8 protein-coding genes and 1 pseudogene are annotated in these 11,907 nt (G+C 71.6%); 3 read left to right on the top strand and 6 right to left on the bottom strand.

Annotated elements, in window-relative coordinates; translation table 11 throughout:
- Window positions 1-68: 68 nt before the first annotated feature.
- A complete protein-coding gene (locus AB0M88_RS16880; RefSeq protein ID WP_364102135.1) occupies window positions 69-269 on the bottom strand; it encodes a hypothetical protein in 201 nt (66 codons plus the stop codon).
- A 40-nt stretch (window positions 270-309) separates the two neighbouring features.
- Complete coding sequence (locus AB0M88_RS16875; RefSeq protein WP_364102132.1) at window positions 310-1,251, bottom strand: NADP-dependent oxidoreductase; 942 nt, start codon at window positions 1,249-1,251, stop codon at window positions 310-312.
- A gap of 81 nt (window positions 1,252-1,332) precedes the next feature.
- On the opposite strand from AB0M88_RS16875, the gene AB0M88_RS16870 reads away from it, so the two are divergent.
- Window positions 1,333-1,902 (top strand): helix-turn-helix domain-containing protein, encoded by a 570-nt coding sequence (locus tag AB0M88_RS16870; protein ID WP_364102129.1) that lies wholly within the window; start codon window positions 1,333-1,335, stop codon window positions 1,900-1,902.
- Here AB0M88_RS16870 and AB0M88_RS16865 read toward each other — a convergent pair whose 3' ends face one another.
- Window positions 1,903-2,961 (bottom strand): chitinase, encoded by a 1,059-nt coding sequence (locus AB0M88_RS16865; RefSeq protein ID WP_364102126.1) that lies wholly within the window; start codon window positions 2,959-2,961, stop codon window positions 1,903-1,905.
- Window positions 2,962-3,136: 175 nt separating this feature from the next.
- Between AB0M88_RS16865 and AB0M88_RS16860 the strand changes: the two genes are divergently transcribed.
- Window positions 3,137-4,282, top strand: a complete 1,146-nt coding sequence (locus tag AB0M88_RS16860; RefSeq protein WP_364102123.1) for a glutamate--cysteine ligase — start codon at window positions 3,137-3,139, stop codon at window positions 4,280-4,282.
- Window positions 4,283-4,286: 4 nt separating this feature from the next.
- Here the strand turns inward: AB0M88_RS16860 and AB0M88_RS16855 are convergent, their stop codons facing one another.
- Window positions 4,287-7,835: a S8 family serine peptidase gene (locus AB0M88_RS16855; RefSeq protein ID WP_364102120.1), complete on the bottom strand. Its 3,549-nt coding sequence runs from the start codon at window positions 7,833-7,835 to the stop codon at window positions 4,287-4,289.
- Between the two features lie 180 nt (window positions 7,836-8,015).
- Here AB0M88_RS16855 and AB0M88_RS16850 point away from each other — a divergent pair.
- Window positions 8,016-8,492: pseudogene (locus AB0M88_RS16850) on the top strand (VTT domain-containing protein); the annotation flags it as partial.
- 162 nt (window positions 8,493-8,654) lie between these two features.
- On the opposite strand, the gene AB0M88_RS16845 reads toward AB0M88_RS16850, so the two are convergent.
- Together AB0M88_RS16845 and AB0M88_RS16840 are read right to left on the bottom strand one after the other, a co-directional pair.
- Window positions 8,655-10,241, bottom strand: a complete 1,587-nt coding sequence (locus tag AB0M88_RS16845) for a protein kinase (RefSeq protein WP_364102117.1) — start codon at window positions 10,239-10,241, stop codon at window positions 8,655-8,657.
- Window positions 10,242-10,473: 232 nt separating this feature from the next.
- Window positions 10,474-11,838: a phenylacetate--CoA ligase family protein gene (locus tag AB0M88_RS16840; RefSeq protein WP_364102144.1), complete on the bottom strand. Its 1,365-nt coding sequence runs from the start codon at window positions 11,836-11,838 to the stop codon at window positions 10,474-10,476.
- Window positions 11,839-11,907 lie beyond the last annotated feature (69 nt).

The following is an 11,907-nucleotide window of genomic DNA, read 5'->3' as shown; positions in this document are numbered from 1 at the left end:
AGCACGTTCCCGGGCGAGATCTGGCGGACGCCGCGCAGCTGGGCCGAACAGTCCTACCCCACCCTCAGCTACTTCGGCGAGGCCGAACGGGGCGGGACGTCCGTGGCGGTGAAGAGGACCCCCAGCGCGAGGACGACGGTTCCGGCCAGTGCGACCACCGCGTCGATCGCCAGGACCACGGCGGCGGCAACCGCGGCCCCGGTCAAACGGCCTCGCGAGGCGGGCGGTGCCACCCCGGAGATCAGCGGGCCGGCCGCATCCAAGCTCATGATCGACATCCTGGCGCCCGGACCGGAGGGCGGACAAGGTTCAGCACGGGATCTTCACAACTACTTTGCCGGTGGTGTGCCGATCGGCGAACGAGGTCAGGGCCCGCACGCCGTCGTCCAATGTGTACTCGGCGCCGATCGTCGTCGTCAGCCGGGCGACCTCGGCCATCCCACCGAGGGTGCCGTCGACGTCGAGGACCAGCTCGAAGCGGACGTCGTCGCGGTTGATGAAGGACGGGCCCGGCGGCGGGAAGGTGATCGTGTAGAGGCGGCCGCCGGGCCGGATCCGCGCCGCCGCGTCGGCCAGCTGGTCGCTGGGCAGCACCAGGTTGAAGACCGTGTCGACGCCGTCGGGGTAGTCGCCGTAGGCGATCGGCGTCGCGCCGAGGCCGGCGATCAGATCCCGGTCGGTGTCGGTCGCGGTGGCGAAGACCCGCGCTCCCGCCCGCGCCAGCAGCGGCAGCACCGTGACGCCCACGCCGCCGGTCGCGCCGATCACGAGGAGCCGTTCGCCGCCGACGGATCCGGCCGTCGCCATCAGCGCGTTGGCGGTCAGCCCGGCCGTCGGGAGCGCGGCCGCCATCCCGATGTTCAAGCTCGTCGGCCGGTGGGCCAGGAACGGCGTGTTCGCCTCGAAGACCGCGTACTCGGCGAGCGTGCCGATGGTCATGCTCGGATTCTTCGATCCGGCCATGTGCCGCAGGGCCCGGGGAATCGCATGGCCGAAGATTTCGGCCCCGGTCCCGTACGCGGTGACGCCCTCCCCGACCGCGGTGACGGTGCCGGCGAAGTCGTTGCCCGGCACGTGCGGAAAGTCGAGCCGCACGTGGTCGCGGAAGTCGCCGCGCGGCAGCCGCACGTCGGCCGCGTTGAGCGAGGCGGCGTGAATGCGGGCCTGGATCTGTCCCGGCCCCGGCTGCGGCACCGGCAGTTCCCCGACCTCGAGGATCGGGCCGTATCCACGCGCGATCAGTGCCTTCATGCGAGTCTCCCCCAACTAAGCGGACCGTCCGGTCACGTTAAGCCTTAACGGACCGCCCGGTCAACTTGTTAAGGTGCCATCGTGAGAGCCGATGCCGCCCGCAACCGCGCCTCCCTGCTGGCCGCGGCCGAGGCCGAGTTCGCCGAGCACGGTCCCGACGCCTCGGTCGCCGACATCGCCCGCCGGGCCGGCATCGGCAAGGGCACGGTGTTCCGCCACTTCCCGACCAAGGAGGACCTGCTGGCCGCCGTGGTCCTCGACCGCGTGACCACACTGACCGCGCTGGCGCTGCACCTGGCCGGGCGCCCGGACGCGGGCCCGGCGCTGGAGGAGTTCCTCGGCGAGGCCGCGGGCAAGCAGCAGCAACTCGACCTGTCGTTCCTGCGCGGCGCCACGACGGTCAACGACCGCCTCGCCGAGGCGAGACGGTCGCTGTTCGATGCGATCACCGCCCTGGTGCGGCGGGCCCAGGACGCCGGCGCGGTCCGGGACGACGTCACGGGCATGGACGTGATCCTGATGATGTGCGCGCCGCACTACGTCACCACGTACGTACCGGAAGCGGCGCCCGATCTCTGGCGCCGCTACCTCGGCATCATTCTCGACGGGCTGCGCCCGGAGGGCGCACGCCCGCTCAGTTCCTCCCGATGATCAGCGCCGGGTGAACGGCGCCATGATGTGGGTGAACTGGTAGGGGCCCTGCACGACGCCCGAGCAGTCGTCCGAGCCGGGCGTGCCCGGGCAGCCGCCGTTGTCGCGGCCGACCGCCCAGAAGGACAGCTCGCCGATGTGGTGCCGAGTCGCCCAGTCCGTGACCGCGTGGGCGTCGGCGATCGTGAACACCTCGAGCGGGCCGGTCTCGCCGCCGGAGCCGTAGTCGTCGATGCCGACCATCTCGGTGATCCCGACCATGTTCCACAGCCGGGATTCCGGCCGGTGCGGATAGAGCGTGTGCAGCGTGCCGAGCAGGCCCGCGGCGGCCGTCTTCGTGGTGGCCGCCATCTCGTGCGCCTGGTCGTCGTAGTAGTCGAAGGTCATGATGTTGACGATGTCGACCCGGGCGCCGTATTTGATGGCGCTGGCCAGCACGTCGATCGCGTTCTGCTCGAGGCCGGCCGGGGCGGTCGGCAGCGTGTAGACGATCTGCAGCGGCCGGTGCTGCCGGTCGGCCCAGCGCTGGACGAGATGGATCGCCTGGTTGCGCCGGTCGATCGCGGCCGTGTTGTCCAGCGAGATGTCCTCGATGTCCATGTCGAGCCGGGTCACGCCGTAGGTGGTGACGACCTTCTCGTACGCGGCCGCGATCTTGCCGACGTCGGTGCAGCTGTCGGCGATCTCGGTGGCGGTGCTGTCGGCGCCGTATCCGCCGAACGACGGGACGACGTCGCCACCGGCCGCACGGATCGCGGCGATCTGCGGCCCGTACTGGGAGTGCGTGACCGGCGTCGCCGGGTCCCCGTTCCAGAGGATGTCGCAGGAACCGGTGGTCTGGGTCTGCAGGAACGCCATCGTGAGGTAGTGCGCGCCGGAGGCACGGCTGATCGCGGCCGGGTCGGTGCCGTTGTACGACTGGAAGTACGGCGCGAACACGTGGTCGGGAAGTGTCGGCTGATGCTTGCCGCCCGCGCTGGCCGGCAGCGCGCCGGCGAGGGTGGCGACGAGTGCGGTGGCGGCGCCGATCACGCCGCGCACGAGGACAGAACGAGTCATTGACATGGACTGCCGACCTTAATAGTTAAATCGTTTGTCTTTTGTGACCGTAAGATCGACCACGGCCCATGTCAATGATCAGCGCGTTTTGTCAGCCGGCGACCGAAATCGGCGCAGCGAAGTCGGCGCGGGGCCGGGATAGCATGACCGCATGACTCCGGCGGAGCGCTGATTCATGCGGATCGACTTCGCCACCTCCGAGCGATCGCGCCTCGGCATCGAGTGGGAGATCGCCTGCGTCGACCGGCGCAGTGGCGAGCTGGCCCCGGCCGCCCCGGAACTGCTCGCGCGAATCGGCACCCGGGCCGACTTTCCGCACGCGACGACGGAGTTGCTCACCAACACCGTCGAGATCGTCAGCGGGCCGCACCATCGGGTCCGCGACGCCGTCGCCGATCTCACCGGCCTCGTCGAGCGGCTGAGCGACCTCGCCGAGCCGATGGGCATCGACCTGATCTCGTCGGGCACGCACCCGTTCAGCCAGTGGTTCCAGCAGCGGGTCACGCCGGGCAAGCCGCGCTACGACACCCTGATCGACCGCACCCGCTGGTGGGGCCGCCAGATGATGATCTGGGGCGTACATGTGCACGTCGCGGTCGAGGATCGCGCCAAGGTGTTCCCCATCATCGACGGGCTGCTCACCTACCTGCCGCACTTCCAGGCGCTGAGCGCGTCGAGCCCGTTCTGGGCGGGGGAAACCACCGGCTACGCCTCCAACCGGGCGCTGATGTTCCAGCAGCTGCCGACCGCCGGGCTGCCGCCCCAGTTCACCGATTGGCCGCAATACGAGGCCATGGTGGCCGATCTGCGGCACACCGGCGTCATCGAGGCACTCACCGAACTGCGCTGGGACATCCGGCCCTCCCCCCGGTGGGGCACGATCGAGGTACGCACGTTCGACGGCATCTCCACCGCGCACGAGATCGGCGCGATCGCGGCCCTGACCCAGTGCCTGGTCGAACACTTCTCCCGCGAGCTCGACGCCGGGCGCGAGGTGCCGAAGCTGCAGCCCTGGTTCGTGCGCGAGAACAAGTGGCGGGCCGCCCGTTACGGCATGGACGCCATCATCATCCGCAACGCGGCCGGCGACGAACGGCTCGTCACCAAGGATCTCTACCGGCTGCTGCCCACCCTCGCGCCGATCGCCGACGCGCTCGGGTGCTCGGCGCAGCTGGACCGCATCCGCGACATCATCGACCACGGGGCGAGCTACCAGCGCCAGCTGGCGGTCGCCGCGGCCAACGACGGCAGCCTCAAGGCCGTCGTGTCGTCCCTGGTGCGGGAGCTCCACGACGGCCTGAGGCCGCCGGCCGACCGATGACCGGTCAGTAGGTGAACTGGCGGATCTGGCGGGAGTCCGGGCCGAACGTCCAGCCCGTACGGGTGGCCGGGTCGAGCTGGAGGCCGCGGTTGGTCTCGTTGTCGTAGCCGGCGGAGAGGCCCTCGGTGAAGGCGAATCCTTTCCGGACGGTGCCGTCGGTCTCCTGGATCTCGGCCGTGGCGTTGCTGTCGGTCGGTATCCCGTTCGGGAACCCGAACACCGGCGCCGGTGCGGGCGTGGCGAACGGCACCAGCGCGATGCCGTGCGACGGGTCGACGGTCAGGCCGAGCGGGAACTGCTGCCGCAGCGCGACCGGGTCGCCGGACGTGGTCATGGTGGCCGCGTCGAGGGGCTGCAGGGTCAGGCTGCCGACCAGGTTGACCGAGAAGGACCGGTAGACCGCCTGGTAGAGGTCGGTCGTCCCGGCGGCGAAGAACGCCGCGCAGTTGGAGAGCGAGCCGGACGGGGTGACCGTGCCGCTGCTCAGGTCGACCGCGGCGACGTTGGCCGCCGCGGCGGTGAAGCAGCCCGGCCCGGCGCCGAGGTGGGCCAGGTAGAACCGGCCGGTCGCGGCGTCGAGGTCGATCGTCTGGTAGCGCCGGGTCTGCCCGGTCGCGATCAGCGGTCCCGCCGTGCCGGCCCGCGCGTCCAGCGGCAGCACCAGATCGGCGTTGTCCGAGGTGCGGCGGACCAGGAAGGCCGCCCGGTGCCGGTCCGCGTCGAGCCGCCCGCCGAGCAGCGTGTAGTCGTCGCCGACCTCGTAGTGCCCGACCAGCCGGCCGCTGCGCAGGTCGAAGGTGAGCACCGCGGTCGCATCGGCGCCGTAGGCGAGCGCGACCACTCGCGAAGCGGCCGCGTCGACGCCCACGACCTCGTAACGAGAGGACGAGCGGGCGATGGCCGGTCCCCACGTCTCCTTCGTGGCGTCGTAGCGGAGAAGCGCGCCACCGGAGGAGTCGTGCACGGCCACGACCGACGACGCCCCGGCGATGCCGAAGCTGTCGATGACGTCGTCGGCCGGCGCGACCCGGTCGTCGACCTCGAGCAGCGAGCTGGGCGACGCCTGCCCGGAGCCGATGACCCGCACGTTGTACACAGTGGAGGTGCCGAGGCCGAGAGAGAGGGCGTCCAGCGTGACCCGGCCGTGGCCGGCCGGCAGCTTCCGGAAGACGACCGACCCGCTGGTGAACCCGTCGGCGTCGCGGCCGCTGCCGTTCGCGTTGGTGAACGTGTTGACCGCGCCGTAGACGGTCGGTGCGGGCGCCGAGATCTCCAGCGTCGCCGCCGTCCGGCCCGGCACGGCGTAGTCGAGCGTGAACTTCGGCGCGGTCCGCGTCACGGTCGCGGCGTGCGCCCCGTGGGCGAAGGTCGGCGCGGCCGGGCGGGTGCCGAGGTCGGCGGGGCCGATCAGGATCGGCGCGAATTCACCATACGTGTTGATGGTGCTCGACGACCGCTGAACGACGCCGATCCCGTAGATGCCGGACCCACCGGTGAACGCGGAGGCGGGCAGCGTCACGTCGCCGCTCGGGGCGGTCAGGTCGACCGTGTACGCCCGGGTGAACAGCGGCGCCAGCACCGGGTTCCAGTGCCCGACCTCGGACACCACGATCTGCGGGTTGCTGAGGTCGCGGACTCCGGTGAGGTCGTAGTGCACGGTGACCGGCCGCCCGCCCACGGCCGTGGCGGGTGCGGTCGGCGCGACGGCCTCGGCGTAGCTCCCGTCGGTGGGGCCGACGACGATGGTGCGGTCGGTGCTCAGCAGAACCCGGCCGTGCAGGCGGGCCTGCAGTGTGTAGGCCACCGTCCGGTCCTCATCGGACACCAGCGGCTGCCCGGCCGCGGTCAGCAGGTCGGCCGGCCGCACCCGGATCGACGGCACGGAGTTGCGGAACTCGCGGGAGCCCACCTTGAGGACGTAGTCGGCACCGGCCGGCACGCCGGTCACGTCGAGCCCGAAGGTGACCGGTCCGACCAGGCCCTCGCCGGTGCCGCCGGTCTGCAGGTCGAGCCGGCCGGGGTCGGTGTTCTCGGTGAACTCGCCGCCGAGGTCGCCCATCGTGACCCGGTGCGCGACGGAGACGCGCAGCAACTCCGGCGAGGTGACGCGGGGCAGCAGCGAGGAGACCGCGGCGGTCACGTCGATCTGGTTGCCGACCTGGAGCGTACGGTCGATCTGGCCCGGAGTGGCCACCGGCCGCCCGGTCCGACGCAGCAGCTCGCGGACGTCAGCCGGCAAAAGCCGGTGGCCGCCGAGCCGCCCGGCCTGCAGCACCACCGCGGCGGCCGCGGCGATCTCCGGCGCCGAGGCCGACGTGCCGCCCTCGAGAACCGGGGTCACGTCGGACGGGCCACCACCCGCCGTGTGCTGGAAGACCACGATGCCGTCACCCGGCGCCGACAGGTCGACCCGCGTGCCGAAGCCGGACGAGAAGTTGCCGCCACCGCTGATCCGCGTCTCGGCCACCGTCCCGCCGACCGCGTTCCGGGGCGTGGCCAGCGTGTCGTCCAATGTGGTGCCACCGGCCGCGATGGCGCCGCTGTCCGGCAGTTCGCTCGGCGTGGTCGACGACTGAACGTCGTCGATCGTGGTCGTGCGCGCGCCCGGCCGGGCCAGGTCGGTCGGCGTGCTGCCGCCGTCCGGCCCGACCGCGGCCGGGGTGTAGAGCCGCGTGCCGTCGTTCGACGAGACGACCACGACGATGCCGAGCCGCCGCACGATCGTCGTGATGACCGAGCGCAGGGCCGGGTCGTCCTCCAGATAGCGGCCCGGGAAGCCCTCGGTGTCGGTGCCGAAGCCCAGGCTGGCCGTGATGACGTTCGGGCGAGGCGTCTGGTGGGCCGCCGCGAGCAGCGCCGCTCCGATGCCCTCGAACGTCGCCTCCCGGGGCACGACGAGCCGATACCGGGCGCCCGGCGCGATGCCGAGCAGGTCGGTGAGGGCCGATCCGGGGTTCTCGGGGCGCTGCCGGTCGTGCGGCAGCGGCGCCATCACGCCGAAGTCGAGCAGCACCTCTCCCAGCGCCGGATCCTGGCCCTCGGTCGAGCCGGCCGGGTCGAGCGTGCCGTCCGGCCCGGCCACATAGGTGGGAATCAACGGCATCGACGGCTCGTCGAGGTAACGCCGGCCGTCCCGGACGACCGTGGTCGAGTCGGTCAGATCGCCGATCGACACGTTCGTGATGATCTCGCCGGCGCCCGGCAGCTCGCCGTACCGCTGCCCGAGCAACGGGAAGGCGCCGACGGCGTCGACGCCGCCCGCGTTCAGGAAGCTCTGCAACGAGCTGGTCAGGCCGTAGTTGTCCGGCAGGCCGGCCGGCGAGGTCAGCTGCGGCTCGGGCGCCAGACCGGCGGGGGCCGGGGGCAGCGGCACGCCACCGGTCGACATCGACTTCTCGGGCACGGTCACCGACCCGGGCTTCCAGCCCGCGCCGAGAGCCGGGCGGTCGGCCGCACCGCCGCCAACCGGAGGGGGCGGAGCCGCGTGAGCCGGGTTGGGCAGGGCGAGGACAGCAAGGACAGCCGTGACGGCCACCAAGCGCGGGCGAAGCATGGGCGATCCTCTCGATCGACAGATCTGGATCAGTTTCTGATCAAGAACCGTCCCGGGGCAACGTCGCATTTGCGCAATGGCGCATTAACGCCGGTGACCGCCCACTGACTACGCCGGGTACCGCGAGCCCGCGCGGCCGTGGTGGTGCTACCCCCACCTCGGCTTGGCGTACTGGCCCCAATGTGCCGGGGCCTCGCGATCCGTACGTTCAGTTACATGCTCACTCACCTGATGCCGCTGGTCACCTCGCCGTGGCTCTATCTGATCGTCCTCGTGGCGGTGGCGGTCGACGGGTTTCTCCCGGTCATCCCGACCGAGGCCATGGTGATCGGCCTCGGCGCGCTGACCTCGACCGGCAAGCCGAACCTGCTCGCGCTGGCCGTGGCGGTCACTCTCGGTGGCTTCGCGGGCGACCGGGTCACCTATCTGCTCGGGCGCAAGGCCGGCGGACGGCTGCGCCACCGCCGCCTGGTCGCGGCCAAGGTGAGAGCGGAGCGCGCGCTTCTCCGGTACGGCGGGACGGCCATTCTGATCGGCCGTTTCCTTCCGTGGGGGCGGGCCGCCACCGCGATGACGGCCGGCTCGGTGTCGATGCCGCTGGGGCGGTACGGGCTGTTCACCGGGCTCGCCAGTGCGGCCTGGGCGGCGTACACGATCGGCCTCGGCCGCCTCGGCGGCGCGACCTTCGCCGGGTCGCCGTTGTTGGGCGCGGCGTTCGGGATGGCCCTCGGCCTGGTTCTCGGCGGCCTCCACCTGGTCGTGGAGAAGCTGCGGAAGCGGTCGGCCGGAGGCGCGAGGGGACGCGGAAAGGGCCGGATCTCAGCCCGTCTGGCCGATGATCGAGCGAGTGAACTTCTCGGTTTCGCCGATCGAGGACTTGTCGCAGACCAGCGGTTTCGCGGTGCCCGCCGGCACGGTGACGTACTTGCCGTTGGTCTTCGACTTGAAGGAGACGCTGCCGTCGCTGTTGAAGATCAGCCCGAAGGTCTCGGCCGTGCCGACGTGATCGCTGGTGGCGATCAGAGTCTCGGTGGCGGTGGCCGTCACGAACTTGTTGTTGATCTCCGCTCGCAGAGCGATGGAGCCGTTGCCCAGGTCGATCTCGTCGAAGGTCTCCCAGGCACCCGCGGACTGCGGGTAGGCGATCAGCGGCGACTCGCCGCCGTCGTCGGCCGTCATGTAGAGGTCGTTGGCGTGGGCCAGGTAGTAGACGGTGTTGAACTTCGACAGGTCGGGTTCCTTGACCGCCGTGCCGCCCTTGCTGGTCGAGGCCTGCGGCCTGCGCGGAACGGGCCGGCTCGTGGCGTGACTGGCCGGAGTGTTCGGCGCGGTCTTTGACGGCTTGGCCGCCGGCGTCGGCGAGACCGGCACCGTGGGAGCCGACGAGGCGGGGAGCAGCGGAGCGACCGAAGCGCCGGCCGCCGAGTCGTTGGCCCGCACACCGGCCGGCGCCTGGAAAGGATGGAAAACCGCGACGGCGACCAGGAGGCCGGCCACCGCGAGCGCGGCGGCCGGCCACAGTACGCGGCCCAGACGTCGCCGCTTCACGACGGGCGGGACGGGGCCGGCGGCCGCGGCGGGGACCGTTTCGCCGATGGCCGAGCGGAGCAGCCGCTCGGCCGTGTCCGCGTCGGCCCGGCGGGCCGGGTCCTTCTCCAGCAGCCCGTCGAGCGCCGCCCGCAGCGGACCGGCCTGCGTCGGCGGCCGCGGCGGCTCGGTGGCCAGGGCGGTCAGCGTGCTCACCGGCGACTTCCGCAGGTACGGCGGCTTGCCCTCGACCGCCAGGTAGAGCGTGGCACCCAGCGACCACAGGTCGGAGGGCGGCCCGATCGGCTCGTCGAGCGCCTGCTCGGGCGCCATGTAGGACGGCGAACCCATCACGATGCCGGTGGTGGTGAGACCGGAGTCGCCGGCCAGCGAGACCAGCCCGAAGTCGGTGAGCACCACCCGGCCGCTGGTCGCGACCAGCACGTTCGCCGGCTTCACGTCCCGGTGCAGGAGGCCCTCGGCGTGCGCGGCGCGCAGCCCGGCCAGCAGGTCGAGGCCGATCCGGGCCACCCGCTCGGGCGGCAGCGGGCCGTCCTCGCGGACCAGCTCGTGCAGCGACTTCGACGGCACCAGCTCCATCACGATCCACGGCAGGCCGTCGTCGAGGACGACGTCGAAGAACCGCACGATGTTCGGATGGGCCAGTCGCGCGATGGCCCGCGCCTCCCGCAGCGCCCGCTCGCGCAGGGCCTCCGCCTCGTCGTCGGTCATGCCCTGGGGCAGCAGCAGCTCCTTGAGCGCGACCTCACGTCCGAGCAGCTCGTCCCAGGCCGACCAGACCCGGCCCATACCGCCCTGGCCGAGTTTCTTGACCAGGCGGTAGCGACCGGCGACGATGCGGGGCACGGTAGGAGACACGGCGGAACGGTACCGGATCGCCGGCAGCGATCATTTGCGGCGCAACCGGCTCCGACCGGACACGGCCGGCCCGCCGGCGCCGGCGGGCGTCGCGGCCACCCCGCCGGGGCCCGTACGCCGTGGCGTTTTGCCTGGCCAGGCGGTTACCGACGAGTTAGGTCGCCACCTGTTCCTGATTTAAACGCATCCCCACCACCGAAGTTCAACCACCGGAAATAGATCACAATCAAACCTACGGCCGGGTATAGCGGTGCTTGACCCCGGGCGGGAAGAACTCCGGGTCATCGGCCGGTCGCAGTTCGACGTCGGGGGTCTGGCGGTCCGCCGGCACGTAGTGCGCGAACTCGCTGTTCAGCCGCCCGAGCTCCCGCCGGATCGACTCGGCCGCCACCGCCCGCCGGTCCGCGGTCGCCTCGGCGCCGGGCGCCAGCTCGACCACGACGTTCAGCACCAGATCGCGGTCGTCGTCCTCGAGCGTGCGCACCACGAACCGGCCGGTGGTCCACTCGGCGACATCGGGGCGCTCCAAGCCGACGGTGATGTTCTCCGGATAGACGTTGGCCCCGAAGTAGGAGACGGTGAACAGCGACCGGCCGAAGACGTAGACGAACGGCAGGTCCGGCCCGTCGCCCGGCTCGAACCCCTCCCGGCGGCAACGCTCGATCAGCCGCTCGCGCGGGAAAAGACCGCCCTCGTCGGCGATGTGATAGCGAACCAGAGGCACCGTGCCGTCGGCGCTGAACGCGAGAGTCCCGCCCTCGATCTCCTCGAACAGCCGGGTGGCCGGATCGTATTGCACCAGGGTCGGCAGCCGCGCGTCGCCGAACAACTCGGCCGAGACATCCGGGCGGGACGCGAGAAACCGCCGGATGCGCACGCTCAGCGGGGTCTCGTTACCCAGTACGCCGGCGTCGGCCGTCCCGTACAGCGAAACGATGTCGGTCACCGGGTCGGCGCCGGCCCGGGACGCCACCAACTCGCGCCACTGCTCGCTGAAGACCTCGCCGGCCAGCGCCAGCATGGGGTGGTAGGCCGGCCAGTCGACCCCCCGCGCGATCCCGGCGTCGATCACGCCCTTCACGAACGGCGGATAGCCCAGCAGGACCACCTGGTCGTACCGGCCGCCGAGCTCCCCGACCACCCGCAGGATCTCGTCGAGGTCGTTGCCGGGCGCCGCCACCGTGAGCGGGAAGCCCCGGCCGGCCAGATGCCGGACCGCGCCCAGCGTGTAGAGCCCGCCGACCCAGTTGCCGAGCGCGAAACAGACCACGGCCAGCGTGCTGCGCTCGGCGGCCCGGAACCCGTCGGCGAACACCTGTTCGAACCGGGCGAACACCGCCTCCTCGTCGGCCGCCGACCGCGGCCAGACGGTCGGCCGCCCCGACGACCCGGACGAGAGGGCCACGATGTCGGCGCTCTCCAGCCGGCCACCGCGACACCGCTCGGACAGCGGAAACACCTGGTGATAGTTCTGCTTGGTCATGAGCGGAATCGCCGCCGGATCGGCCACGCGGCCCGGATCGATGGCGTTTCGCCGCAAGAACTCCGCATAGGCGGGAACGGTCGCCACCGCGTCCCGGAAAAGGGCCATCGGCATCGTGTTCACGGCGCCACCCTAATGGACACTCCACCGCTGACGACCGCGCTCCAGCCGAGGCCGATATCC

Source organism: Actinoplanes sp. NPDC051411 (genome assembly GCF_040682075.1).
Lineage (GTDB): Bacteria > Actinomycetota > Actinomycetes > Mycobacteriales > Micromonosporaceae > Actinoplanes.
The sequence above is the reverse complement of the archived record's forward strand: the minus strand, read 5'-3'. Positions and strand labels throughout refer to the sequence as shown.

What these genes read in the sequence shown, in the direction of transcription:
- AB0M88_RS16880 (WP_364102135.1), bottom strand. Translation starts at nt 269, where the DNA reads ATGAGCTTGGATGCGGCCGGCCCGCTGATCTCCGGGGTGGCACCGCCC.
- AB0M88_RS16875 (WP_364102132.1), bottom strand. Translation starts at nt 1,251, where the DNA reads ATGAAGGCACTGATCGCGCGTGGATACGGCCCGATCCTCGAGGTCGGG.
- AB0M88_RS16865 (WP_364102126.1), bottom strand. Translation starts at nt 2,961, where the DNA reads ATGACTCGTTCTGTCCTCGTGCGCGGCGTGATCGGCGCCGCCACCGCA.
- AB0M88_RS16860 (WP_364102123.1), top strand. Translation starts at nt 3,137, where the DNA reads ATGCGGATCGACTTCGCCACCTCCGAGCGATCGCGCCTCGGCATCGAG.
- AB0M88_RS16855 (WP_364102120.1), bottom strand. Translation starts at nt 7,835, where the DNA reads ATGCTTCGCCCGCGCTTGGTGGCCGTCACGGCTGTCCTTGCTGTCCTC.
- AB0M88_RS16840 (WP_364102144.1), bottom strand. Translation starts at nt 11,838, where the DNA reads ATGCCGATGGCCCTTTTCCGGGACGCGGTGGCGACCGTTCCCGCCTAT.